At 66.5% G+C, this 25529-nt stretch carries 23 protein-coding genes and 1 tRNA gene; 11 read left to right on the forward strand and 13 right to left on the reverse strand.

Features of this window, described 5'->3' with window-relative positions:
• Positions 1-272 precede the first annotated feature (272 nt).
• Complete coding sequence (locus VIM54_RS11555; RefSeq protein ID WP_331901473.1) at positions 273-2537, forward strand: beta-glucosidase family protein; 2265 nt, start codon at positions 273-275, stop codon at positions 2535-2537.
• A 26-nt stretch (positions 2538-2563) separates the two neighbouring features.
• On the opposite strand, the gene VIM54_RS11560 is transcribed toward VIM54_RS11555, so the two are convergent.
• A complete protein-coding gene (locus VIM54_RS11560) occupies positions 2564-4027 on the reverse strand; it encodes an MGDG synthase family glycosyltransferase (protein ID WP_331901475.1) in 1464 nt (487 codons plus the stop codon).
• Between the two features lie 620 nt (positions 4028-4647).
• Here VIM54_RS11560 and VIM54_RS11565 point away from each other — a divergent pair.
• Together VIM54_RS11565 and VIM54_RS11570 are read left to right on the forward strand one after the other, a co-directional pair.
• Positions 4648-5715 carry a hypothetical protein gene (locus tag VIM54_RS11565; RefSeq protein ID WP_331901477.1) on the forward strand — a complete coding sequence of 356 codons (1068 nt, stop codon included), beginning with the start codon at positions 4648-4650 and terminating at the stop codon, positions 5713-5715.
• Between the two features lie 302 nt (positions 5716-6017).
• Positions 6018-6308, forward strand: coding sequence for a MafI family immunity protein (locus tag VIM54_RS11570; RefSeq protein WP_331901479.1), 291 nt, complete (start codon positions 6018-6020; stop codon positions 6306-6308).
• Here VIM54_RS11570 and VIM54_RS11575 read toward each other — a convergent pair.
• From VIM54_RS11575 to VIM54_RS11605, 7 genes are all read right to left on the reverse strand, one after another.
• On the reverse strand, positions 6305-7192 hold the full coding sequence (locus tag VIM54_RS11575; RefSeq protein ID WP_331901481.1) for an insulinase family protein: 888 nt from the start codon (positions 7190-7192) through the stop codon (positions 6305-6307). The two genes, VIM54_RS11570 and VIM54_RS11575, sit on opposite strands and share 4 nt — an antisense overlap.
• On the reverse strand, positions 7186-7641 hold the full coding sequence (locus tag VIM54_RS11580; RefSeq protein WP_331901483.1) for a hypothetical protein: 456 nt from the start codon (positions 7639-7641) through the stop codon (positions 7186-7188). Before VIM54_RS11580 ends, VIM54_RS11575 begins: the two co-directional genes overlap by 7 nt.
• Positions 7642-8279: 638 nt before the next feature.
• The gene (locus VIM54_RS11585; RefSeq protein ID WP_331901485.1) at positions 8280-8501 is read right to left on the reverse strand and encodes a hypothetical protein; all 222 of its coding nucleotides are present in this window, start codon (positions 8499-8501) and stop codon (positions 8280-8282) included.
• A gap of 662 nt (positions 8502-9163) precedes the next feature.
• Positions 9164-9658, reverse strand: coding sequence for a M20/M25/M40 family metallo-hydrolase (locus tag VIM54_RS11590; protein ID WP_331901509.1), 495 nt, complete (start codon positions 9656-9658; stop codon positions 9164-9166).
• Between the two features lie 244 nt (positions 9659-9902).
• Positions 9903-9978 (reverse strand) — tRNA-Val (locus tag VIM54_RS11595).
• Positions 9979-10029: 51 nt separating this feature from the next.
• Entirely contained in the window at positions 10030-10503 is a 474-nt protein-coding gene (locus VIM54_RS11600) for a peroxiredoxin (protein ID WP_331901487.1), read from the reverse strand.
• A gap of 84 nt (positions 10504-10587) precedes the next feature.
• Complete coding sequence (locus tag VIM54_RS11605) at positions 10588-11457, reverse strand: aldose 1-epimerase family protein (protein WP_331901489.1); 870 nt, start codon at positions 11455-11457, stop codon at positions 10588-10590.
• A 158-nt stretch (positions 11458-11615) separates the two neighbouring features.
• On the opposite strand from VIM54_RS11605, the gene aceE reads away from it, so the two are divergent.
• The gene (aceE, locus tag VIM54_RS11610; RefSeq protein WP_331901491.1) at positions 11616-14360 is read left to right on the forward strand and encodes a pyruvate dehydrogenase (acetyl-transferring), homodimeric type; all 2745 of its coding nucleotides are present in this window, start codon (positions 11616-11618) and stop codon (positions 14358-14360) included.
• A 20-nt stretch (positions 14361-14380) separates the two neighbouring features.
• Positions 14381-15580: a PucR family transcriptional regulator gene (locus tag VIM54_RS11615; protein WP_147784654.1), complete on the forward strand. Its 1200-nt coding sequence runs from the start codon at positions 14381-14383 to the stop codon at positions 15578-15580.
• On the opposite strand, the gene VIM54_RS11620 is transcribed toward VIM54_RS11615, so the two are convergent.
• Entirely contained in the window at positions 15577-16038 is a 462-nt protein-coding gene (locus VIM54_RS11620; RefSeq protein WP_331901494.1) for a MarR family winged helix-turn-helix transcriptional regulator, read from the reverse strand. The two genes, VIM54_RS11615 and VIM54_RS11620, sit on opposite strands and share 4 nt — an antisense overlap.
• On the reverse strand, positions 16035-16901 hold the full coding sequence (locus VIM54_RS11625; RefSeq protein WP_331901495.1) for an N-acyl homoserine lactonase family protein: 867 nt from the start codon (positions 16899-16901) through the stop codon (positions 16035-16037). The genes VIM54_RS11620 and VIM54_RS11625 overlap by 4 nt, the downstream gene beginning before the upstream one ends.
• 258 nt (positions 16902-17159) lie before the next feature.
• Between VIM54_RS11625 and VIM54_RS11630 the strand changes: the two genes are divergently transcribed.
• The 5 genes from VIM54_RS11630 to VIM54_RS11650 all read left to right on the forward strand — a co-directional run bounded on the left by VIM54_RS11630 (position 17160) and on the right by VIM54_RS11650 (position 21918).
• A complete protein-coding gene (locus tag VIM54_RS11630; protein ID WP_331901496.1) occupies positions 17160-18074 on the forward strand; it encodes an ACP S-malonyltransferase in 915 nt (304 codons plus the stop codon).
• Positions 18074-19078, forward strand: a complete 1005-nt coding sequence (locus VIM54_RS11635) for a beta-ketoacyl-ACP synthase III (protein ID WP_331901497.1) — start codon at positions 18074-18076, stop codon at positions 19076-19078. The genes VIM54_RS11630 and VIM54_RS11635 overlap by 1 nt, the downstream gene beginning before the upstream one ends.
• A gap of 43 nt (positions 19079-19121) precedes the next feature.
• Complete coding sequence (locus VIM54_RS11640; protein ID WP_147784649.1) at positions 19122-19370, forward strand: acyl carrier protein; 249 nt, start codon at positions 19122-19124, stop codon at positions 19368-19370.
• Between the two features lie 99 nt (positions 19371-19469).
• Positions 19470-20705 (forward strand): beta-ketoacyl-[acyl-carrier-protein] synthase II, encoded by a 1236-nt coding sequence (locus tag VIM54_RS11645; RefSeq protein WP_331901500.1) that lies wholly within the window; start codon positions 19470-19472, stop codon positions 20703-20705.
• A 22-nt stretch (positions 20706-20727) separates the two neighbouring features.
• Positions 20728-21918, forward strand: coding sequence for a glycosyltransferase family 4 protein (locus tag VIM54_RS11650; RefSeq protein ID WP_331901501.1), 1191 nt, complete (start codon positions 20728-20730; stop codon positions 21916-21918).
• A 4-nt stretch (positions 21919-21922) separates the two neighbouring features.
• On the opposite strand, the gene VIM54_RS11655 is transcribed toward VIM54_RS11650, so the two are convergent.
• Positions 21923-22414, reverse strand: coding sequence for a DUF3145 domain-containing protein (locus VIM54_RS11655; protein ID WP_331901502.1), 492 nt, complete (start codon positions 22412-22414; stop codon positions 21923-21925).
• Positions 22415-22662: 248 nt separating this feature from the next.
• On the opposite strand from VIM54_RS11655, the gene VIM54_RS11660 reads away from it, so the two are divergent.
• Positions 22663-23226, forward strand: a complete 564-nt coding sequence (locus VIM54_RS11660; protein WP_331901503.1) for a PadR family transcriptional regulator — start codon at positions 22663-22665, stop codon at positions 23224-23226.
• A 57-nt stretch (positions 23227-23283) separates the two neighbouring features.
• Here VIM54_RS11660 and VIM54_RS11665 read toward each other — a convergent pair whose 3' ends face one another.
• Positions 23284-24963, reverse strand: coding sequence for a bifunctional 3'-5' exonuclease/DNA polymerase (locus tag VIM54_RS11665; protein WP_331901505.1), 1680 nt, complete (start codon positions 24961-24963; stop codon positions 23284-23286).
• 63 nt (positions 24964-25026) lie between these two features.
• Positions 25027-25458: a DUF779 domain-containing protein gene (locus tag VIM54_RS11670; RefSeq protein WP_331901507.1), complete on the reverse strand. Its 432-nt coding sequence runs from the start codon at positions 25456-25458 to the stop codon at positions 25027-25029.
• Between the last annotated feature and the right edge of the window lie 71 nt (positions 25459-25529).

The raw sequence follows: 25529 nt of genomic DNA on the forward strand, positions 1-25529 counted from the left end.
AACACCACACCAACACGCTCCCAGTGCCGGTCATCTTCACGGCCGCACCGACTCCCGTGCCCCGATTGCTTGCCAACACCGAAGTGAATTCAGTCTCTCCGCGCGGTCATCCCAGGGCCCGATCGAGACTCGTGCCGAGTTCCGAAATCACTCGATACGCAAACGATGAACCGGACCTCGCCGCTCGGTCCCCCGCCACGCCGCGCACCGCGCGTCAGGCGGCGACGCCGAGCTTGCGGGGTCGCGCACGCTCAGGGTGCAGAATTCAGTGCATGGAGATAGCTGCAGGGCGTCGGACCGCGCGAGGGCAGAAGCGGTGGAGCGCCGGCACACGACCAGCGTCGACCGGCACGATGACGGCCTACGACGAGGCAGTCCGGGCAGTCCGGGCGGCCGAGCTCGACGCGGATGAGGCCGCGGACCTCCTGATCGACCGGATGACCGATGCGGAGCTCCTCGGCCTGCTCGACGGCGACTCCCCCCGACGGCTCCTGCTCTTCATCCCGCTGCTGCTCGGGCGGCGGCCGTTCGTTGCGGGCGCGGTCCCACGCCTCGGCATCCCCGGCATCCGGTTCAGCGATGGCGCCCGCGGCGTCGTGATCGGTGCCTCCACCGCTTTCCCCGTGACGATGGCTCGGGCGGCGACCTGGGACCCGTCGCTGGAGGAGCAGGTCGGTCTCGCCATCGGCGTGGAGACCCGGGCATGGGATGCGAACTACTCCGCGTCGGTGTGTGTCAATCTGCTCCGCCATCCCGCATGGGGCCGAGCGCAGGAGTGCTACGGGGAGGATCCGGTGCTCACCGGCCGGATGGGATCCGCCATGACCCGCGGCATCCGCGTGCACGTGATGGCGTGCGTGAAGCACTTCGCACTCAACTCGATGGAGAACGAGCGCTTTGAGGTCGACGTGTCGGTGGACGAGCACGCACTGCACGAGGTGTACCTCCCGCATTTCAAGGCGGTAGTGGATGCCGGCGCCGACTCGGTGATGACCGCATACAACCGGGTGCGCGGCGAGCACATGGACGTCAATAGCGCCCTGCTCACCGATGTGCTGCGGCACGAATGGGGTTTCTCGGGGTTCGTGACGAGCGACTGGGTGTTCGGCACACACCACGCGGTCGCCAGTCTGCAGGCGGGAATGGACGTGGAGATGCCCCTCCGGCTGCTGCGCGCCCGCGCTTTACCGGGGGCGCTGCGGTCGGGTGCATTGGCTCGGGCGACGGTGCTCCGGTCTGCGCACCGCGTCCTGCGAACGATCGTGTTGCATGAGGCGACCCGCGAGCCAGCGAGTCCGAGCGCCGACCTCATCGCCTCCCCGGCGCACCGGGCGCTCGCCCGCCGGGTCGCCACGGAATCGATCGTGCTGCTGAAGAACGAGCCCGTCGGCGCGGCGCCGCTGCTGCCGCTGGACCCCGGCATCCGGCACCTCGCGGTTGTCGGCCGGCTGGCGGCACTGCCGAACCTCGGCGATCACGGCTCGTCACGCGTTCGGCCCCCCTCGACGGTCTCGCCGCTGCAGGGGCTGCGCGAGGCGCTTCCCGGGGTGCGGATCACGACCCCATCCGGGCCGAGCGCACGGGCCGCCGCCGCTGCCGCCGCCGCGGCGAACACGGCGATCGTGGTCGTTGGCCTTGACCAACACGACGAGGGCGAGTCGGTCGTCACCGGCAGCGTCGAGGTGGGCGTGGTCGGCCGGGCGTTCAGCGCGGGGCCCCTTCGGGCGCCGCTCATCGGACTCGCTCACCTGGCGTCGCACTTCGTCCGGGGCGGCGACCGCAGCTCGCTCGATCTGCGCCCGTCCGACGTGGAACTCATCCAGGCTGTCGCTGCCGCCAACCCGCGCACCATCGTGATCCTGATCGGCGGCAGCGCGATTCTGACGGAGACGTGGCGACAGCGCGTGCCGGCCCTCCTGCTCGCCTGGTACGGCGGGATGGAGGGCGGCCGCGCGCTCGCGGGCGTGCTCACCGGCGAGGTGGAACCGGGTGGCCGACTGCCGTTCGTCGTGCCGACGGATGTCTCGCACCTTCCCCCGTTCGACAGCGCCGCGAAGTCCGTCGTCTACGACGACCGCTGGGGTCAGCGACTGCTCGACGCGGAGGGACACGTGGCCGCGTTCCCGTTCGGATTCGGCCTCGGCTACACAACGATCGAGCACCGGCTGATCGACCACCGCTTCGACGACACGGGCGGCAGCGCGGAGGTGCACGTGACCAATACCGGCGACCGCGAGGGCTCGACCGTCGTGCAGATCTACGCCGCGGACGTGTCGATCCGCAGGCCCGTCGCTCGGCTGCTGGGCTTCCAGAAGGTGACGCTGCAGCCCGATGAGGCGACGACCGTACGAGTCACACTGGATGGGGAGCCCACGCTGCAGCGCGATCCGGCGACCCGGCGCTGGTCCCCCCGCGCGGGCGACTGGGCCCTCCTCGCCGCCCAACACAGCCCGATCAGCTGGGCGGACGCGAGCCCGTTGCGACGCGCTGAGGGATCGATCGACGAGGACGGTGCCTCGGACGGCCGGCCGGCCTGAGGTCGGTACGGGTCGTGTCCCGCCGGTCACCCGGGGAGGATGCGAACCGGTGCCGAGAGCCCCTCGACGCGGACGGGTAGCACGTCGTCGCCCCGCAGCATGGCGCGAAGCAACCGCCGCGCCTCCCACCGGAGCGACACCGGCGCTTGGTCCTGCCGCAGCACCAGATCCCCGTTTTCAGTCGCGTACAGCTTCTGCAGATCACCCAGCTCCTCGGCTCGCAGAAGCGCGACCGTGCTGCCCGCAGCCGTGTCGATCAAGCGGACCAGCGCGGAGGGTCCCGTCAAATCTGTCGCGACGACGCGCCCCTGACTCGCGGCGAGGATTGTCTTCTGCGCCGCGCGGCTAATGACCAGCGGACGGGACGGCCCGTCCAGAAGACCGGCCAGCACGTCCGCCGCAGCGTCAGGGCGGCCGGTTCTCTGCGCCGCCGCCTGCATCCGCTGCAGGCGGCCCGGCTCACGCAACACCTCGTCGATCTTCCAGCCGATCGTGGCGGCAATGTTGCAGCGGACCGCCGCCCCTTGCTCCATCAGGTAGTCCCCGTTGCGAACCTCCTGCCCCGGGATGGGGTTCACCAGCACCATGGGCAGCCCTGCGGCCATGCACTCCGACGCCGACAGCCCACCCGGCTTGCCCACGAACAGGTCGGCGCGGCGCAGCAGCTGCGGCATCTCCGCCGTGAACCCGAGCACGCGGTAGCGGTTCCCAGCGGGTTCCACCAGCTGCTCGATGCGCTGCCGCAGCGCGTCATTGCGTCCGCACACGACCGTGGCCGTGAACGGGGAGCGCATGTGCAGCGTCTGCCGCACGACTGCGACGGCGTAGTCGCCACCGCTCGCGCCTGCGGAGATCAGCAGCATCGGGGACTCGTTGCCATCACGCCCTGGCGCGGCATTCGGCTGTGTGGTGATCGGGATTCCCGTAGCCGCGACCCGGTCGGGAGGCAGACCGAGCGCCGTCAGCTCCACCCTCGCCTCCTCCCTGGCCACGAATAGCGCGTGAAACGCGCCCGTGAGCCACAGGCCCTGGAAGTCATAGTCCGTCGTGACGACAGCGGTCTTGGCGTCGATCACGCCGCGAAGGAGAAGTGACGCCACAAGCTGGGCCGGCAGGAAGTGGGTGCACACGATCGCGGTCGGTTCGAATCGCTTGATCGCACTGATGACCGGAAGGGCGTTCGCCTGTGTCCAGGGGTCGATCGGCCCGCGGCGACGAAATGGGGGGTCGCTCATGTTGTAGCCCCACTCGACCAGCCACGGCAAGTTCTCGACCAGGACGAAGTAACCCTTCCCCAGCATGTCGCGGTAGAGCGCGCTGCTCGTCTGCAGCACGTCCAGCACCTGCACCTCAGCGACGTCGGCGCGCGCGGCGGACGCCTGCTGCACCGCCGCCGCGGCGCTATTGTGCCCCGCGCCCACCCCTGCGGACAGGATCAGTACGCGCTCTCCTCCAGCGTTGTTGGGGCCCCGTGACGACGTGCTGCGCATGAGGAGATGGTAGCGGGCCGCATCACCTTCCCAGCCACCGATCCTTGACCCGCTGGCTCGGAGCGAGGCGCCGGAGGCTGTACTCGCCGAGGCAGCCACACAACGCCAACCTCGTGGCTGACTGTTGACGATTGGTCGACCTGTCGACGTGTGTAAGCCGGGTCAAACCGCCGGCTGTCCTCGTCTACTTCTTCGGGTGCCCGCAAGCCAAACATCCACCACGACGCGTGACGTAGCCCGGGCGGGTGCATCCGCGGGGAGGCAACGCTCCGTTACCCGATCTGCTCGACATAATGATTGGAATACGCCTCATGTTTGGTTCGGCGTAGTTGCCGCCACGAGAGGATCGCAATTGCGTCGCATAACGACTGGATTGAGGACGAGGCTCGCCTCCAAGACCTCAATGTCGATGTGCTCGGACGGCTCGGTATGGTCGGCGCCAATTGAGTTGTCACGGTCTGCCTGCTATCTCGGAAGCCGATCCCGGCGGTGGGGCACGACTACCTCGCAACACGGGCGTCTTCTGTGAATCATCCGGGCGGACAAGGCGAAGATCCTCCAGCGCGGCCCGTTGAGACGGAACGTGTTGTGAAAGATGCCCCGCTTGTGGGGCAACTCCGATGATCACGATCATGGTCGGCGGCGTCACTTCCACCGCGGTGGCGTTTGTTCTGAGCTTCCTCGCGATCAAGGTGCACAAGTCGCTCAGGCAACGGACAACGACGAGTGGGTTCCGAAACTGGCTCCACGAGAGCGGGGGGACGTTGGTCGTTATCTCGGCAGTCATCGCCTATTTCTCAGCTCATCTCCTATCGAAAAGTACGCCAACCACGCCCGGACTCGCAGTACTCGCTCTTGCGGTCGTGTTCGATGGGATTGGTGCGGCCTCAGCGACAAACCGCTCCCCTTCGAGCGGTCCTCGGCGTTTCCAGCGATGGGTCCCGCTGATCTTCATCCCCACCGCTGCCCTCATGTTTGCCGTCGCGATGCTGACGATGAAGAGCGCGCGCGGTCTCCCCTTGGCGCACACTTCGCTCTCGTTTACCCGCGACCTCGGACCGATTCTCTGGCCCGGAACGGGCCCGGCACTCGTTGCGGCGGTCGCATTGATTGCCGTGCTCACCTCCGCGGTGACCATCGGCACCGGCTCCGCGACCCGGGTCGACGGGCTGATTCCCGGAGCCGCCGTCGCCGCAATCGGGTCCTACGTGCTCATCGGCTTCTGGCAGTTCAATCAAATCTGTCACTCCACGACAAACTCGGATGCTGCTGTCCCGAATACGCCTGGATGCTATTCGGTGGCGAATCCGCTCGATCTTGCGACGACTGCAGCCTGCATGGCCGGAGCGTTCCTCGGCTTCCTGTGGTGGAACACCCATCCCGCGCAAATCCACTTCGGCCACGACGGCGCCTTTGCCGTGGGCGGCACACTGTCGGCGTTGGCCGTGCTGAGCCACACCGAGCTGCTACTCGTCCTCATCGCAGCGCCGCTGGCACTCTGGCCAGTGTTACGACGAGTGATCGGCTCCGTATCAAACGGATCCGAGCCAAGCCTCTCCGCGCCACGAGGCGACAATCTCAACGACATCAACTTGATTGTTCGCTACTGGATCGTCGCCATCCTCTTCGTCACCGCCGGGATATCCACCTTCTACCTCGAATGGGTGCTGCTGTCGCAGGCCGCCTAGCAACCACGTCTCGCTCAACAAACTCCAATAGTTTCATCCCATGGTTCCGTCCAGCGCCTGCGAGCACGAACGACTCCGGTAGGCAATTGGGAAACGTCTAGCGCAACATTTGCGCGGACAATTCCGTCCATCGATCGCGTCTTGCTGATGTTCTGATCGGCAAGGGCTGGGGACCGACACCTTCTTGTTTTTAGTCCCGACGCGTCACCCGCGTTGGGATGAACTGGACCCTCTACATCATGGATAGTTGAGATACCGAACACGTTGAAAATCGAATTGAACCTACCGGCAAGGGTACGACGATGAATGAAGCTGAAGGGCCGTCCTACTTCGACCGTTCCCAAGACCTTAGAACCGTCCTGGATCACGCCGTTGAGCTCCCGCCGAATAGATCGGCATTCATGCGGGAACTCATTGATGTCGGAGAACTGGGCTTGGCGCTTACTATCCTCTGCGAGAACCTCGACGAGCTCGATGCGCCGGTATCCGCTTCGGATCGACAAATCATAAACGCGCTGGCTAAGGTGCTCCACGCCGAAAGATATGCCAGATATCTTGACGACAATCCCCTGCGCTCTTTCGACGGCGGCTAGTGCTTTGGGAAGATTCGGACCAGGGTGGGGTCGAGGGTCTCGATCAGACGACGTTTCAGGCTTTTGACACGCTTCCAGTTGTCGGCCTGGAACTCGATGCTTCGCCCCTGCGAGTCCACAAGGGTCAGGCATCCGCAGGAGCGGTCGCCGGCCATCACGATGTCTTCGAACAGAATTCGGCGGGTGCGCCCGGCTTCGATGTTGAACAGAGCCGTGTCCGTAACAATCAGCGTGCTCTTCTCACCCTTGGCATGCCACGTCGATTCTGCGGTGCTGGCGGCGGGCTGCGAAAAGTCGTTTTCGACCGGTTGCCACGGGGTGAGACACGTCACCGTGAGCGCGAGGCTCTTTAGGGTCCTCTTGCTGAGAGACGCGTCTTCGTTGAAAGCGATGATCACCGAGGCGGCACTGCCGGCAAGGACCCTGGTCAGTCTCTCCGAGGTCACTTCTGTGGCATCTTCGAAGCTCTGCTCGGGTGAATGCGTTGGCCACCCGTGCAGGCCATCTTCAGCGAGTCGGTCGAGATAGTCCAGACCGGCGAAGGTGCGTTGCGCCTGGGCACTTCCGTGGATGCGCGCGCTATCAATTGCTGCCTTGCCGAAGCCCGCGGTGGCGATCTTCTTAAGCGTCTCCGACACCAACCGGACCGTGGTGTCAATGTGCTTGTCCTCCGGGTCGAGGACGAAGACCAGCTCGGACAACTCTCCGTCCACTGGCGTCGTGAAGGTCCCGACGTCGTAGATCAGTCCCCGGCGGTGTCGCAGGCCAATGAAGAGTTCATGTTTGAGGGCGATCTGCAGAAGATCGACGTCGTCGCGGGGAACGAGCAGCGACACCGCCACGCCACCTTTGGCCGAGGCGACGAGCGCCGGGGTCTCTAGCAACGCTTCGGCTGCTCGGTATGAGCGACTGGTCCGCGCGGTAGCAAGAGATCGAGTGTTGCCGGAAGCGTCTGCGAGAACGCCAACGAGGTGTTGTCCGCGCGCAGCCACCACGCAGCCCAGTCGATGACTTCCTGACGGGTCATATCCATCGTGGACGGGGCCCCGAAGTTGGCCAAGCCGACACCGTGCAACCCGTATCGATAGGTCAGCAGGCCGGCGCTGGGTTCATCAAAGTTGTTCGGATGCTCAATCCGGATGATGCGCTTCTCAAACTTCAGATCCTGCTCGGTAACCTCACCCAGGCGGCCAATCGACCGCGTGAAGTCGCTGAAGAATTGGCCCACCTCATCCGCGGAACCCGACGCGTAGACAGTTAGCGAATTGTCATCGACTACCGCGCTGTGCTCAACGCTGATCGGCTCCATAAGCCGAAAAAGGAGGTGTTCCATCAAATGGGTGATCCCCGACAGCGTCGCCGGCTCGTCCCTCTAGCCGACGCCAAACACCAACGTCCCACAGCAGACCCCCGGCAGATCCGCCTGGTAAACGCGCACTCCATTGACATTCGAGCGCGAGACCGAGGTGACCATGAGCGCAAGTCTCCCAGAACAATTAATACTCACATCGCATTCGCCCAAGGAACGATCAGGGCTAAAGAACTGCCGGCCTATTCGCCTAGCGGCTGTTCAAGCCGATGCTGTGTCCCTTGGGAAGGGCTTCCGCAACGCGTTCAAGCCACTCATGAATGCGCCCTTCCTCGTGGTCGCTCTCCGATTCGTAGTCCTAGAGTCGGATTTGGCGATACCGGCGAAATGTTCGTCGAGCCAGGACGAGCATCCAAGCCGCGAACACCAAGAAGAGACCGCCACCGATGAAGCCTCCGCTCCCGCCCGAGAAAAAGGACCACAGCGCAAAACAAGAGAGCACGATCGCGCAGGCTACCTCAAACCATGCCAAAGCGAGTATCAGCTTCCGGGCGAGCAAGACGATCACAGGCGAAAACCCCCAGCTTGAGAGTGTGGATTGGAATCTGGAAAGGGAGCGCGGCACGGTGGGCCAGAAGCCCACCGGAGATGGAATTCGTGCTTCATGAAATCAGGAAGACGTAGAAGCCGATCAAAAAGAGGCCAAGAGCCACAGAAATCGCGCCGAGTGCGGCTACCGATCCTGGGGAGTCTTTTCGGGGAAAGTCTCGAAACGATGGCTTGCTGGCAGCAGGAAGATTCGGCGCAATCTTTCGGCGCCCCAGAATCAGTACGACGCCAAGCGCGAGGAGAAACAGTCCGCCCAGAGGTGCCACGACCTGCACGTCGTTCCCCTTCCCTTCAACTCAACGGAACGTTGGACTCGAACACATTTCCTGAGACCACATTAGGTCTACACGCCAAGCTGGCAGGGCGATACAGCGAGCTACCACCGTAACCCGCGACACGCCCCCTTGAAGGGACGGCCAACGCGGCAGATTCGGGAAATTCACGCTAGATGTGCAGAAAGGTACGGCGCCGCGATTGCTACCGCGGCCCAGTTGAGCGCTCAACGGAGCCGAACGGCTACGACTCGCCTCTTTGAGAATGAAGGGCGCGACTAACTTTGGCGAATTCGGCGAGGTCCTTCGCAAGTTGCGCATGTATCGCAGTCATGTCCTCACCCACTTCGGCGCTCTCTATCGTCGCGTAGGTCTCGGCAGTTGTCCATTGCAGGTGATCGAATCGGCGTTGCAAGGGTGAGTCGGGCACGGGCCGAGCCTACAACCGGCGCGCGAGATCTCGAACGCAGCGAAAACTCGCGCGCGATCTACTTGAGTCGCGTCCGACGCTTGTTCAGATCGAGCCAACCAGCACGCCGATGCTGCGTCCCTTGGGACCTCCAGCGGGCGCCCTGGCATGGGGAGCGTTCGCTGGCGGAAAGTGTCTCGCGAACGATCGTTTACGAACAGATCAGCGTGCGTCCGCTGCGCTTCCCACAATTGGATTATTGCTCGGCGAGGATGCGGGTGAGTGCGGCGAGGTAGACGTCAGAGAGCAGCCGAATATCGTCGATGCGGGCGTGTTCGTCGACTTGATGGATGGTTGCACTGAGGAGACCGAATTCGGCAACGGGGCAGTATTTGGTGATGAAGCGGGCGTCTGATGTTCCCCCGCCAGTATCGAAGACGGGACTGATACCTGTTGTTGCCTTTATCGCGGCCGCGACAGCCAGCATGTTGGTGTTGGTGTTGGTGTTGGTGTTGGTGTTGGTGTTGGTGACGAACGCTTCGCCGTTAAAGGTGGGTTCGATCGTGAAACGGTCGCTGTGTCTGGACAGCACGGTGCGGAGGTGTTTCTCGAGGGATCGGCCGGTGTGGAGGTCATTGAAGCGAATATTGATATGCGCGGTCACTGCCGCCGGCACGAGATTGGTTGCCGGGTTGCCGACATCGATCGTGGTCACCTGCAATGTGGAGGGCTCGAACGAGACGGTGCCTATATGAAGACAGACTCCGACCTCTCGGGCATTGCTCGAATCAACGCCAGGACTGCAGAAAAGAAGCGCGAAGCCGGGCGTTAGGAGTAGTGCAGCTCAGTGAGTTCTCCAGCCATTCAACCCGGAATTCTGGTCGAGTCTGATTCAATCTGATTGCCCACCAACACCACACCAACACGCGAGGCCCAAAGATCCGGGGCCAGACGGGGCCGGCCAATTGGAATTGCTACGTGACCAGCACTTTACGTGGTGGGCCCTACCGGGCTCGAACCGATGACATCCACGGTGTAAACGTGGCGCTCTACCAACTGAGCTAAAGGCCCGCAAGCGGTGAGCCTCGCGGCGACCGGTTACGACGAAGTTTTATCGTACAGCTAGGCGGTGACCGGGGCGAGCTCAGCGAGCGCGGCACGGTAGTCGGCGATCGAACGGGGCTGGCCGGGTGCGGTGATGAAGCTCGCGCGGATGATGCCGTTCGGGTCGATGAGGAAGCTCGCCCGGTTGGCGAAGCCCTTCTGCTCCAGGAACACGCCGTACTCCTTGGCGACGGCACCGTGCGGCCAGAAGTCGGCTAGCAGGTTGAACGCGTAGCCCTCCTTCTCGGCGAACGCCCTCAGGGTGGCCTTGGAATCCACGGAGATGCCGATCAGCTCGATGCTCTTGTCGGCGAAGAGGGCGAGGTTGTCCCGAAGCTCGCACAGTTCGCTCGTGCAGGTGCTCGAGAAGGCGAGAGGGAAGAAGACGAGGGCCACTGGCTTCTTGTGTCGGAAGTCACTGAGCCTGATGTGCTCTCCGAACTGGTTCGGGAGTTCGAAATCGGGTGCCTGGGTGTCGTTTTCCAGAGCCATGTTCTTTGTCCTTATCCCCGGCGAGGTAAACGGCCGGTAAACACGGTTCGCAATCCTACGCCTGTGCGCGGCGCCCACCAACCGCTACGAGTTCTGCACCGTCACGCTGTACGTGAACGACCGCGATTCGCCCGGCCCCAGCACGAACTGGCCCGGCTTGTCCGCGTACTCTCCGGCGAAGTCCCGGGGAGCGGTCATGCCGTACCACGGCTCGATGCAGAGGAACGCGCCAGGCGCCTTCGACCACAGCCCGAGCAGCGGGAAGTCGTCAAAGCGCACGGTGAGCGATGGTGCGCCGGGGGCCGCGTAACGCACCGACCGGCTGCGCAGCGCGTCGAAGATGATCGCGTCGGCCGCGAAGAGCGACTCGTCGAGGGCGAGGGTGGACCCGCGCACCGGGGTGTCCACGGCATCCGGAAGCAGCAGCCCGTCCGCGATGCGGCGGATCGGGGCCGGCTCATCCTCGGCGAACTCGAGGGTGTGGCTCTCGGGCGCAACCCCCTCGGCGAGCGGCCAGGCGAAGGCGGGATGCCCGCCGACCGACGCCGAGAACGTGTCCCTCCCCCGGTTCTCCACCGTGTGCCGAATCGACAGGGTCTCCCCGTCGACCGTGAATCGCACGGCGAGCCGGAAGGCGAACGGAAACTGGTTCCGGGTCTCGTCGGTGTCCACGAGCGTGAACTCGGCCGAGGTGTCGCTGTGCTGGCCGACCTCGAACGGCAGATCGCGCGCGAACCCGTGCTGGCCGATCGGGTGGGCGATGCCGTTGTGAACGAGCTCGTCCCCGGGCATCCGCCCCACGAGGGGAAACAGGATGGGCGCGCGCCGGTGCCAGGGCTCGCCGCCCTGCCAGAGAAGCTCCCCGCCGCCGCGATGCCGGAGGCTCGAGAGTTCAGCCCCGAGCGGGTTGATCGCCACGCGAAGGATGCCGTTGTCCAGTTGTAGGAAGCCCATGCCGTCGACGCTACTCCGCCCACGCGGACCTCCGGCGCACGACCATGCCCGGCACGCGAACTAGAATCGTTGAGGCCCTGCACGTCGGGCCGGTGGTCGCAACCCGATCGCCGGTCGTGCTTGGCGCACTTTGTCCGCGAACAAGAGCGAGGTCAACGTTGACGGTGAACGACCAGGACCCATATTCGGTGCACCACATCGACAAGGACCCTGAGGAGACTGCCGAATGGCAGGAATCTCTCGATGGTCTGGTGGCCTCACAGGGCCACGAACGAGCACGCGAAATCATGCTCAGCCTGCTGAAGCGCTCCAAGGAGCTGCACCTCGGCGTGCCCATGGTGCCCACCACGGACTACCTCAACACCATCGCCCCGGAGAACGAGCCGGAGTTCCCCGGCGACGAGGACCTCGAGCGCCGCTACCGCGCGTGGCTCCGCTGGAACGCCGCGATCACGGTGCACCGGGCGCAGCGCCCCGGCATCTCGGTCGGTGGGCACATCTCCACCTACGCGGGATCCGCCACCCTCTACGAGGTCGGCAGCAACCACTTCTTCCGCGGCCACGACCACCCGGGCGGCGGCGACCAGGTCTTCTACCAGGGCCACGCCTCCCCCGGCATGTACGCAAGGGCCTTCCTCGAGGGCCGGCTCTCCACCGACCAGCTCGACGGCTTCCGCCAGGAGAAGTCGCACCCGGGCGGCGGACTCTCGTCGTACCCGCATCCGCGGCTCATGCCTGACTTCTGGCAGTTCCCCACCGTGTCGATGGGTCTCGGTCCGATCAACGCGATCTACCAGGCCCAGTCGAACAAGTACCTCACCAACCGAGGCATCACCGACGCCTCGGACCAGCAGGTCTGGGCCTTCCTCGGCGACGGCGAAATGGATGAGGTGGAGAGCCGCGGCGCCCTCCAGCTGGCCGCGAACGACGGCCTCGACAACCTCAACTTCGTGATCAACTGCAACCTGCAGCGCCTCGACGGACCGGTGCGCGGCAACGGCAAGATCATCCAGGAGCTCGAAAGCTTCTTCCGCGGTGCCGGCTGGAATGTGATCAAGGTCGTCTGGGGCCGCGAGTGGGACGCGCTGCTCGCCCGCGACACGGAAGGCGCGCTGCGCGACCTGATGAACCGTACGCCAGACGGCGACTACCAGACCTACAAGGCCGAGAACGGCGCATACGTTCGCGAGAACTTCTTCGGTCGCGACCCGCGCACCCTCGAAATGGTCAAGGACTACACCGACGACCAGATCTGGGGCCTCAAGCGCGGCGGGCACGACTACCGCAAGGTGTACGCGGCCTTCAAGGCGGCGCAGGAGCACAAGGGCCAGCCCACGGTGATCCTCACCAAGACGGTGAAGGGCTACGGCCTCGGCCCGTCGTTCGAGGGACGCAACGCGACCCACCAGATGAAGAAGCTCACGCTCGACAACCTCAAGCAGTTCCGCGATGCCATGCGCATCCCGATCACGGACGCGGTGCTGGAGGATAACCCCTACCTTCCGCCGTACTACCACCCGGGCGTGAACGACGAGGCGATCCAGTACATGCAGGAGCGCCGTCGTGCGCTCGGCGGGTACCTGCCGGAGCGACGAAGCAACCACGTGGCGGTGAACCTTCCCGACGATTCGGCCTATGCGATCGCCAAGAAGAGCTCCGGCAAGCAGGAGATCGCCACCACCATGGCCTTCGCCCGCCTGCTCAAGGACCTCCTCAAGTCCAAGGACTTCGGCCACCGCATCGTGCCGATCATCCCGGACGAAGCGCGCACTTTCGGCATGGACGCCTACTTCCCCACCTCCAAGATCTACAACCCCAACGGTCAGCAGTACACCTCCGTGGACCGCGAGCAACTGCTCGCGTACAAGGAGAGCCCGCAGGGCGCGATCGTGCACGTCGGCATCAACGAGGCCGGCGGTTTCGCCGCCTTCACGGCCGCCGGCACGTCGTACGCCACGCACGGCGAGCCGCTGATCCCCGTCTACGTCTTCTACTCGATGTTCGGGTTCCAGCGCACCGGGGACGCGATGTGGGCGGCGGGCGACCAAATGGCCCGCGGATTCATCGTCGGCGCCACGGCTGGTCGCACCACGCTCACCGGCGAGGGGCTCCAGCACGCCGACGGCCACTCGATCCTGCTCGCGTCGACGAACCCGGCCGTCGTGTCCTACGACCCCGCGTACGGCTACGAACTCGGCCGCGTCGTGCGGGACGGACTCGAGCGCATGTACGGCGGGACGCATCCGAATCCGAACGTCATGTACTACCTCACCGTGTACAACGAGCCGATCGTGCAGCCGGCCGAACCGGAGAACCTGGATGTGGATGGCCTGCTCAAGGGCATCTACAAGCTGCGCGAGGCAACGCCTCGTGACGCCCAGGGACCCACCGGTCCCAAGGCGCAGCTGCTGGCGTCCGGCGTGGCCGTGCCGTGGGCCCTGGAGGCCCAGCAGTTGCTCGCCGACGACTGGAATGTCTCAGCCGATGTCTGGTCCGTCACCTCGTGGACGGAGCTGCGCCGGGACGGCCTGGCCGCCGAGCACGAGAACTTCCTCAACCCGAGCGCGCCGAAGCGAGTGCCGTACGTCACGCAGAAGCTCGCCGGAGCTGACGGACCGTTCGTCGCAGTGACCGACTTCATGCACGCCGTGCCGGACCAGATCCGCCAGTTCGTGCCGGGCGATTACGCGACGCTCGGCGCCGACGACTTCGGTTTCTCTGACACCCGTGCCGCCGCCCGTCGGTTCTTCAAGATCGACAGCCCGTCGCTGGTCGTGCGTGCGCTCGAGCTTCTCGTGGCGCGCGGCGAACTCGACCCGAGCATCCCGCAGCAGGCGATCGACCGCTACCAGCTTCACGATGTCACGGCCGGCACCACCGGTTCGGCCGGCGGCGAGAGCTAGGGCGCCCGGCTCGACTTCAGATGACACCGGTGGCGAAGACTAAGGAGCAGACGCTCGCGTGGCTCCGCGCTATCTCCGGCGAGCTCGCTACCGCGACGCTTAAACGACTCGACGACACGCTGCCCTGGTATGGCGAAATGCCACCGGGGCGGCGGTCGGCGGTCGGCCTCGTCGCGCAGGCGGGCATCACGTCGTTCATCCACTGGTACGACGAACCGACCTCCACGCCATGGATCGCCGCCGACGTGTTCGGTGCGGCACCGCGGGAACTGCTCCGCTCGGTGAGCCTCACCCAGACGCTGCAACTGATCAAGGCGACGGTGGAGGTCGTCGAGGACCGCGTCAAGGGCTCTGACGAGTCGGTGCGCGAGGCCATACTGCTCTACTCCCGCGAGATCGCGTTCGCCGCGGCGGATGTCTACGCCCGAGCCGCGGAGGCCCGCGGGCTGTGGGACGCCCGCCTCGAGGCGCTCGTCGTCGATTCGATCCTGAGCGGCGAGTACGACGACGAACTGCCCAGCCGCATCGCCGCCCTCGGCTGGCACGGCCACGGCGAGGTGTCCGTGCTGGTCGGAACCGCGCCGAAGATGCTCGACGTGGACATGCTGCGGCGCACCGCCCGCCACCTCGATGCCGACGTGCTGATCGGCGTACAGGGAAGCCGGCTCGTGCTCGTGATCGGCCGCGCGCATCCGACCCCCTCGGATGACGAACCGGCCGGCGCCACCCTCACGCCCTTCCTCGACATCGCCACCGCCCTCGAGCCGGGCTTCGGCGACGGCCACCTCGTGCTCGGTCACGAGGTCGCGAGTCTCGTCGAGGCCTCCCGCAGCGCAAAGGCCGCCCTTGCCGGGTTCGCCGTCGCCCGATCGTGGCGCAACGCCCCGCGGCCGACCCTCGCCGACGACCTGCTGCCGGAGCGTGCCCTCGCCGGCGACGCCCTGGCCCGCTCGACGCTCATCAACCGCATCTACAAGCCGCTCCAGGCGCACTCCACCGAGCTGCTCGCCACCCTCTGGTGCTACCTCGACAACGGTCGATCCCTCGAGGCGACCGCCCGCGAGCTCTTCGTACACCCCAACACCGTGCGCTACCGCCTGAAGCGCGTCACCGAGGTCATCGGCTGGGATGCGACCGGCGCGAGGGAGTCCCTCATCCTGCAGTCTGCCCTCATTCTCGGTTCGATCGCCGAGCCGGACGGCCCGCTGCGCCGCCGCTAACCCGCGAGGCGCACCCGCCGATTGAACGCGTCCCCGGCCGGCTGGCCGGCGACTGCCCGCCCCAGCAGCTCGAGCGTCGGCCCGAGGTCGAGTCCGGCGCTTGCGGCATCCAGATCGGCGTAGAGCCGCTGCTCGATGTCACGCACCCCGGCCTCGGCCTCGCGCCCGGCCGCGGTGAGCGTGAGCGTCACCTGCCGGCGGTCGCCGACCGCGATGGCGCGCTCCACGAGGCCGGCCATGACGAGGCGGTCGACAAGGCGGCTGGGGTTGGTGCCGCTCTCGCAGACGAGGAGTTCGCCGAGACCGGTGAGCGTGAGCGGCTGCTGGTCGCCCAGGATGCGCAGCACCTCGGACTGCGACGGAGTGAGCCCGAGCACCCGCAGGTCTTGCGTGAGGCGACGATTGCCCTCCCGCTGGGCCGCGAGCACCAGGTAGCGCAGCATTTCGGCCTGCCTCACCGGGCACCGCTCCGGTCGAGCGCCCGCTGAAGCAGACCAGCCGCGGCCGGGTCGTGGGCCGCGAGGATCACGAGGTCGGGAAGACGCTCCTTGAGGGCGAGAACCTCGCGCGTCGACTTCAGGAGGCCTGCGCGCCTGCCCACGCCAGGCACGCGCTCGGCGGCGAGGCACTCCACGTCGTAGGTGAGATCGCCCACGAAGAGCAGTGGCGGCATCCCCTCCTGCCGAAGCAACAGCGAAAGCGAACCCGGGGTGTGGCCGGGGGTCGGGAGGAGAACGAGGGTGCCGTCGCCGAAGACGTCGTGCGACTCGGTGAACGGCGCGATCGACGGGTCGTCGACCGGGGCAGGCGTCACGGGCTCCCACCGCAGCCCGGGAAGCCGGATGTGCCGCTCCAGCAGCCCGTTGACCTCGGCGAACCGGCTGTCGAGTTGTGCCCACTCCTGCCCGCTCACGATGATCTGCGCGCCGCGGAGTTCGGGCAGGCCGCCGATGTGGTCCTGGTGCAGGTGGGACAGCACGACGGTGTGCACGTCCTCCGCCGCGTGGCCGAGCGCACCCAGCCGGGCGGTGAGCGTCTCGTCGGCCCCGATCGAGAATCGCGCGAGCCGCGCGTAAAGCCACCCCACGATGCCGCGGGGAAAGTATCCGGGATCGGTGATCGAGTGTCGGTCCTGGCCGGTGTCGAACAACACGACGCCGCGTTCGTGCTCGATCACGTAGACGTTGATCGGCCGCGCGCCCGTCCACCGTCGCGACGTAAGAAGCCACCACAGCATCGGCGACCCCGTCGACTCGACGTGCTCGGGCCTGATCCGCACGCTTCCCGTGCTCAGCACCGAGACCCTGCCGATCGACTTCATGTCTTCCTCCCAAGTTAAATGACGCGGCATTCAATGTTGTGTCATGTATATCACCGTCCCCTTCCGAAATCCATGCATTTCTGCCGACAGGCCGACGTCCAGGAACAGTTGAGCGGCGTGTTGAGCACGATTGCATGGATTTCGGAAGGGAACGGGAGACGGGGAAGGCGCGGCGGTGTGGATGGTTGCCAAAGGTTCGCCGTGTTCTTGGTGCGCTTCTACAACCCGGCCCGCGCCCGATGGCACGATACTTGGTAAGTGATTGTCGTCGTGTGCCCGGGTCAGGGCTCCCAAACTCCCGGATTCCTCTCCCCCTGGATCGCCGAACCGAGATTCTCTGACCATCTGGGCGCCATCTCCGACGCCGTCGGCATCGACCTGGTCGCCCACGGCACGGTCTCCGACGCCGACACCATCCGCGACACCGCGGTCGCCCAGCCGCTGATCGTCGCCGCGGGGCTTCTCACCCTGTCGGCGCTGCTGGACGGGCGCCGAGACCGCATCGGCGGGGTCGCCGGGCACTCGGTGGGCGAGATCACCGCGGCCGCGGCGGCGGGCATCCTGAGCGAACCGGATGCCATGACGCTCGTTCGCGAACGCGGCTCGGCGATGGCGAAGGCCGCCTCGCTCGTCGAGACCGGCATGAGCGCAGTGATCGGCGGAGACGAGGCCGAACTGCTGAAGAAGCTCGCCGAGCTGGGGCTCGAACCGGCCAACTTCAACGGCGGAGGACAGATCGTGGTGGCCGGCGAACTCGCCGCGCTCGACGCCCTCAAGGCGAGTCCTCCCACGGGCGCCCGGGTGATTGCGCTTCAGGTCGCCGGCGCATTCCACACGCGGTATATGTCTCCGGCGGTCGACCACCTGCGTGAGGTCGCCGACGGCATCGAATCGCACGATCCGACCCTCCCGATCTGGACCAACCGGGACGGTTCCCGCGTCACGGAGGGGGCCGTGTTCGTCGACCTGCTCGTCGGCCAGGTCTCATCGCCGGTACGGTGGGACAAGACAATGGACGCATTCGCGGCCGCTGGCGTGACCGGGCTGATCGAGATCGCCCCGGCAGGAGCCCTCGTCGGACTCGCGAAGCGCGGCCTCAAGGGAGTGCCAACGGTGGCCGTCAAGACCCCGGACGACCTGGCAGCAGCCTTCGAACTGATTGACGGTAACTGATGACCCACCCACAGCTCCAGCAGTCCCACGGACCGCAGTTCACCCGCATCTACAGCTACGGCGCGGCACGCGGAGACCTCGTCGTGCCCAACGACGAGCTTGTCGGCCCAATCGACTCGAGCGACGAGTGGATCCAACAGCGCACCGGCATCATCACCCGCACCCGCGCCTCGGCCGGCATTCTCGCCGTCGACCTCGCCACCGATGCCGCCCGCGAAGCGATCGAGAAGTCCGGCGTACCGGCAGACCAGATCGATCTCGTGATCATCGCCACCATCAGCAATGTGCAGCAGACCCCGTCGATGGCCGCCGTGGTCGCCGAACGCGTCGGTTCCAACCCCGCCGCCGCCTACGACACGAACGCGGCGTGCGCCGGCTTCAGCTACGCCGTGACCCAGGCGGACGCCCTCATCCGCACCGGCGCCGCCCACTACGCGCTCGTCATCGGCGCCGAGAAGCTCTCCGACGTGGTGGACCCCACCGATCGCTCCATCTCCTTCCTGCTCGGCGATGGCGCCGGAGCCGTCGTGATCGGGCCGAGCGAGACCGCGGGCATCTCTCCCGCCGTGTGGGGATCTGACGGATCCAAGGCGGATGCAGTGGGCATGAACGCGACCCTCACCGAGTTCCGCGACGGCGCCGCCCCGTGGCCCACGCTGCGCCAGGAGGGCCAGACCGTGTTCCGCTGGGCCGTCTGGGACATGGCGAAGGTCGCCAAGCGCGCCCTCGAGGTCGCCGGCATCACCGCGGACGACCTCACCGCGTTCATCCCACACCAGGCCAACATGCGCATCATCGACGAGTTCGCGAAGCAGCTGAAGCTGCCCGAGTCCGTCGTGATCGCCCGCGACATCGCCACGACCGGCAACACCTCGGCCGCGTCGATTCCGCTGGCCACCCATCGCCTTCTTCAGGAGCACCCCGAACTCAGCGGCGGTCTCGCCCTGCAGATCGGTTTCGGCGCCGGCCTCGTCTTCGGGGCCCAGGTCGTCGTCCTCCCGTAAGATAATCAACGGTCAAACGACACACCCCCAAGGAGAAAACACAATGGCATTGTCCACAGAAGAAGTTCTGGCAGGTCTCGCGGAGCTCATCAACGACGAAACCGGCATCGCCACCGACTCGGTCGAGCTGGGCAAGTCGTTCACTGACGACCTGGACATCGACTCCATCTCGATGATGACCATTGTCGTGAACGCAGAAGAAAAGTTCGACGTGAAGATCCCGGACGAAGAGGTCAAGAACCTCAAGACCGTCGGAGACGCCGTGAGCTTCATCGTCGGAGCACAGGGCTAACTCCCACGCACGACGCGGCTGGCCAGTCCTGGCCCTGGTCCGGGCTGGCCGTGCCCGCGTGACGATGCACAATCGTTGATCCACAAGAGAGATGCCGTTATGACCAAGAAGATCGTAGTTACCGGAATAGGCGCGAGCTCCCCCCTGGGCGGAACCGCCCCGGAGTCGTGGAGCGCCCTGCTTGCCGGCGAGTCCGGCGTTCACTCGCTCACTCACGACTGGATCGACCAGTACGAACTGCCCGTCACCTTCGCCGCCGAGGCCAAAGTGCGCCCGGAAGAGGTCCTGGACCGGCCTGAGGCCAAGCGCCTCGACCCGTCCTCCCAGTTCGCCCTGATCTCGGCACGCGAGGCCTGGGCGGATGCCGGATCCCCCGATGTCGCCCCCGAGCGCCTCGGTGTGGACTACGCCACCGGAATCGGCGGCCTCTGGAGCCTGCTCAACGCCTGGGACACCCTGCGCGAGAAGGGACCGCGGCGCGTTCTGCCGATGACCGTTCCCATGCTCATGCCGAACGCGGCATCCGCTGCCATCTCGATGGCCCTGCACGCGCGAGCATTCGCCCACACCGTGGCGTCGGCCTGCGCATCGAGCACCGAGTCCATCCACAACGCGTACACGAATCTGCAGCTCGGTCTCGCCGACGTGATCATCGCCGGCGGCACCGAATCGGCAATCCACCCGATCACGCTCGCGTCGTTCTCGTCCATGCAGGCGCTGTCCCGGCGCAATGACTCGCCGGAGACGGCGTCCCGCCCGTACAACATCGACCGCGACGGCTTCGTCATGGGCGAGGGTGCAGGCAGCATCGTCATGGAGACCGAAGAGCACGCGCTCGCCCGCGGTGCCCGCATCTACGCCGAGGTCGCCGGCGGCGGCGTCACCGCCGATTCGTACCACATCACCGCCAACGACCCGGAGGGCCGCGGGGCATCGCGCGCGATCGCCCTCGCCCTCGCCCAGGCCGGCGCGACACCGGACGATGTGGATCACATCAACGCGCACGCCACCAGCACCCCGGTCGGCGACATCGCCGAGTACGCGGCGCTCCAGGCTGCGTTCGGGGACCGGATCCACAGCATCCCCGTCTCCGCCACCAAGGGCGCGACCGGCCACCTGCTCGGCGGAACGGGCGCCCTCGAGGCGATCTTCACGATCCTCGCCCTTCGCGACCGCACGGCACCGCCCACGATCAACCTCACCGAGCAGGATCCGGCGATTCCGCTCGATGTGGTGACATCGCCGCGCGCGCTGCCCGACGGCCCGCTGCTCGCGATCAGCAACTCATTCGGATTCGGCGGCCACAACGCCGTCCTCGCCTTCAGGAGTGTTTAGTCGGGCGAACCCCGCGTTCCCCATGCGAATTGCCATCGTCAGCGACTACTACTTCGACTACGTTGGAGGCGCCCAGACCTCCATGAGACAGCAGAAACTTGCCCTCGAGGAGGCCGGCCACACCGTGGTCGTCGTCTCCCCCGCGCGGGGCGCGCTCGGCGCGCGCTACCAGCCGGTGGCGGACGGGCTGCAGATCAAGCCGCTCTTCCGCTTGCCGGTGCTCGACCTCGCCGTGATCCCGAATACGGCGAAGAATGTGGCCGCGCTCGAGCGATACCTGCGCGACGAGCGCGTTGACGTCGTGCACGTGCAGACCGAGTTCGGCCTGGCGCATGTCGCGGATGCCGCGGCGGCAGCCATCGGCATCCCTCTCGTGCACACCGTGCACAGCTTCTATTGGGCGAGCGAAGGACCGCCGCAGGCATCGGTGGCGTGGTTCATCCGCTGGGCGCTGGAGAAGGCCATCCGCGAGAAGATCCCGAACGTGCAGTTCACCCCGCGCAAGACGGACAACCTGCTGCGCAACCTCGTGCTCGCGATGGCACGAAAGGCCAAGCGTGTCGTGTCGCCCTCGGCGCACCAGGCCGCGGACCTGAAGGACGCCGGCGTCACGGGCGAGATCTTCGTGATCCCGAACCCGATCGCCACCCCGGATCTCCCCTCCCAGGCGATCACGTTGGTGGCCGGGCAGAGGCCGCACTTTCTCTGGGTGGCACGCTGCGAACCGGTCAAACGCCCGCTTCCCTTCGCCCGCGCGGTCATCGCCGCACTCGCCAGCACCGACAACGGCTTCACCGTCGACTTCGTGGGCGAAGGCTCCGACCTGGCCGCCCTCAAGCGACTCGCTGCCGGTCACCCCGAAATCCGCATCCAGGGTGCCCTTCCGCACGATGAGGTCCTCGGGCTCATGGACGCCTCGTCAGCCATCGCGCTCACCTCGCTGGGGTTCGACAACCAGCCGATGACGATCGCCGAGGCGGTGAGCCGCGAGCGCGGCGTGCTCTACTGCGACCCCAAGCTCAGCGAAGGGCTGCACAACTCGGGATTCCTCGCCGACTCGCCGGATGACGCCGGTCTCGCCGACGCGCTCGTCACGCTGGTCACCACTCCGTCGCTTCTCGTCGAGTTGTCCAAGGGCGCGGTGATAGACCGCGAGCTGTTCTCGCCGAAACGCTACGTCGAGCGCATCACGAAGGTCTACGCGGCCCGCTGAGGCCCTAGCCGACCTTGTGCAGCCAGACCACCTGGTTGGTGTCGCTCGCGTGGCGGAACGCCTCCAGCTCGTCGTCCCAGGCCTGTCCGAGGGCGAGCCGCAACTCACGGTGCAACTCGAACGCGTCTGAACCGGCGATCTCCATCGCGTAGCGGATGCGATCCTCGGGGATGACGACGTTGCCCACCGTGTCGGTCTGGGCGAAGAAGATGCCGAGGTCCGGCGTGTGCAGCCAGCGCCCGCCGTCGCTCCCGGGCGTCGCATCCTCGGTGACCTCGAAGCGCAGGTGCTCCCAGCCGCGCAGCGCGGATGCGAGCGCCGCACCGGTACCCTGCACGCCCTCCCAGTAGAACTCCGTGCGCATGGAGCCCTTGAGCACCGGCTGTTCCACCCACTGGAAGTTCACGGCGCGATCCAGGGCGCCTCCTGCGGCCCACTCGATGTGGGGGCAGAGCGCGCGAGGAGAAGAGTGCACATAGAGCACTCCTCGTGCCATAGCAACACTGTTGTGATCAGTGAGACCGGCATTGCGTGCAGCCACGATAACTCCATTCCGTTGAGGTGCGACTTCCCCATCGACCTCGGAATGGCTCTTGCGTGCTGCGTATGAAATTGGACGGCGAGCCGTTTGCCCAATTATTGCTGATGGGACCCGGAAATTACAACTGTGTAGTGCGATGGACTTCGTGTCGGGGCGCATTCTCCCTATACTCGGTATAGCTTTGGCCGCAGCGAGGAGGTGCCGTGTCGGTTCGGGACGGTATTCTGGCGATCCTCAGCATGGGGCCCGCGTACGGCCTGCAACTGCATTCGGAGCTCACGAGCCGCGCGCCGCACCGCAAGCCGGTCAACGTCGGCCAGATCTACGGCACCCTCGACCGCCTCGCCAAACAAGGCCTGATCGAGCCGGCCGGCACCACGGACGACGCCCTCCCGCTCTACCGCCTCACCGCCGAGGGCCGCAGCGCCGCGCTGATCTGGATGCGGTATCCGACGCTCGACACGCTGCCCGAGTGGACCGAGATGCTCGACCAGGTGATCATCTCGGGATCGATCGACTCCGTTTCGGCAAAGGCTGTCGCGGAGGACTACCGCCGCTGGTGGGAGGGCGATCTCCTGCGCACGCGAATACCGACTCCGGATGCCTCCCCCGCCACGGAGGCGCACCTGGCACGTGTCGCCCGTGAGGCCCAGGCCGTGGCGGCAATCGCGTGGCTCGGAGCGGCGATCGCCGCCCTGTCGCACTACGACTCGTCGCGCGCCCTCTCCGACGTGAGGCCCAGGCGAGGGCGCAAGGCTCAGGTGTAGTCTTTCTGCCCCCTCGCTCGCAGACTCGTCACACGGTGGTCGCTCACCCGCCCGGCGCTATTTCGCCTGGCCGTAGTTGTCCACGACCGCCACGGTCAGGGGGAAGGTCACGGGCATCAGCCCGAACATGAGCCTGCCCGCATCCGCCGCCGCGGCGCGCACCGCGTCCTCGACCTCGCCCGAGAGCCCCTCCGGGCAGTGCACGACCACCTCGTCGTGCATGAAGAACACCAGGTGCGGTGCGTCGGTGATCCACCGTCCGCCGCCGATCTCGCTCAGGCGCCCGCGGAGCCCGGCCATCCAACAGAGCGCCCACTCCGCGGCACTGCCCTGCACCACGAAGTTGCGGGTGAACCGCCCCCAGCCCCTCGCCTGTCCCCGTGCGCGGCTCGCGTCGGCATCCGTCGCGGTCTCGCCGTATGCCTCGGCCTGGCTCTCGCGCCACTCGGATCCCGGGCGCGGGGAGCTCCGGCCGAGTCGCGTCGTCACGATCTCGCCCTTCTCTCCGGCACGCGCTGCCTCCTCGACGAGCCCGATCGCCCGGGGATACGCGCGGGTGAGTGCCGGCATCAGCCGCCCGCTCTCCCCCGTCGTCGCCCCGTACATCGCCCCGAGCATGGCGACCTTGGCCTCGTCCCTGGTCGCGACCGCTCCGCTCGCCACGATTCCCGCGTACAGGTCGCCCGCGCTCCCCGCCTCGGCCATGCCGCGATCGCCGGACAGCGCGGCGAGAATGCGCGGCTCGAGCTGCGAGGCATCAGCCACCACGAACTTCCAGCCGGGGTCGGCGATGACGGCGCCGCGGATCTGCTTCGGCAGCTGCAGCGCTCCCCCGCCGCCCTTGCTCGCCCAGCGCCCGGTCACCACGCCTCCCGGCACATAATCGGGATGGAACCGGCCGTCACGCACGTTGGTATCGAGCCAGTGCCAGCCGTTCGCCGCAAGCAGCCTGGCGAGCTTCTTGTACTCGAGGAGCGGCTCGATGGCCGGATGCGTGAGCTTCTTGAGCTCCCACGACCTGGTCGACTTGACCATGAGGCCGGCCACGCCCAAGGCCTTCAGCAGGTCGGTCGGCGAGTCAGGATTGAGGGCGGGCGCCTCAAGCGCGTCGCGCAGGCGGGCCAGAACCGCCTCCAGCAACTCCGGGCGCTGTCCGCTCGGCGGCCGCGGCCCGAGGTGCTCACCGAGCATTGCCTCGTGCGCCTCCGCGCTCCACGGGAGCCCGGCGTGTCGGATCTCCGCCGCAACGAGCGCTCCGGCCGATTCGGCGGCGATCAACAGGCCGATCCGTCGCGGATCGTCGGCCCCGGCGATGGCCTCCCGTTGCAGGGCGAACTCGCCGAGCGTATCCTCGGCGGTCGTCGCGACCTCCGGCTCGTCCAGGTCGAAGAGGGTGCGCTCCTCGCGCCGCTCCTGGGCCTCCGGCATCGGCTGGTCCCAGGAGCTCCTGGCCCCGCGCGCGAGCGCCGACACCGCGGTCAGCGCCGAGCCACGCAGGATCGCGTGCGAAAGCCTCAGGTCGACGCAGCGCTCGATGCGCACCCCGGCCTCGAGGAGAGGCGGGTACCAGCGGCTCGTGTCGTCCCAGACCCAGCGAGGATGCTCGGCCTCGAGCGGTGCCACCGCCGCCGCAAGAGTTTCGAACGGCACCGTCCTCGGGTCGCCGATCGCTCGGCCGTCGTCGTCGATCGCCTGCAGCACTGCGCCTTCTGGCGCGGAAAACAGGGAGACGTGCACGTTCCCAGTCTGCAGCCTGCCCGCGACATCCGGCGCACGCGTCGACGGTGACAAGCTGGCGGGTCAGGCGAACGGCGCGGCGACCTCCATCAGCCGGGAACGGATCATGAACCGCACGCCCTCGGGCGCCTCGACCGAGAAACCGCTCCCCCTGCCCTTCACCACATCGACCGACAGGAAGGTGTGGCTCCAGTACTCGAACTGCTCGGCCGACATCCAGAAGTCGATAACCTGTGGTTCGCCGCCGGGAGGCGCGATGTCGAGTCGGCCGAGAAGAACGTCCTGGTCGGAGGTGATGAAGTCGCCTGCCGGGAAGCACATCGGGCTCGAGCCGTCGCAGCATCCGCCGGACTGATGGATCATGAGCGGCCCGTACTGGTCCCAGAGCTTGCGCAACAGGTCCACGGTCACGGGCAGGAACTCGACCCGAGGGATGCTCTCGCCGGGAACCGTGACAGACGCGGTGACCACTCCGGTGCTTTCGATGACAGACATCGGTGTCCTTTCGATCTGTATTCAGTATGCGCCGGCACGACGGGGATCGAGCCTGCCGAATGCTTCTCGAC

This window comes from Lacisediminihabitans sp., assembly GCF_036569425.1.
Taxonomy (GTDB): Bacteria; Actinomycetota; Actinomycetes; order Actinomycetales; family Microbacteriaceae; genus Lacisediminihabitans.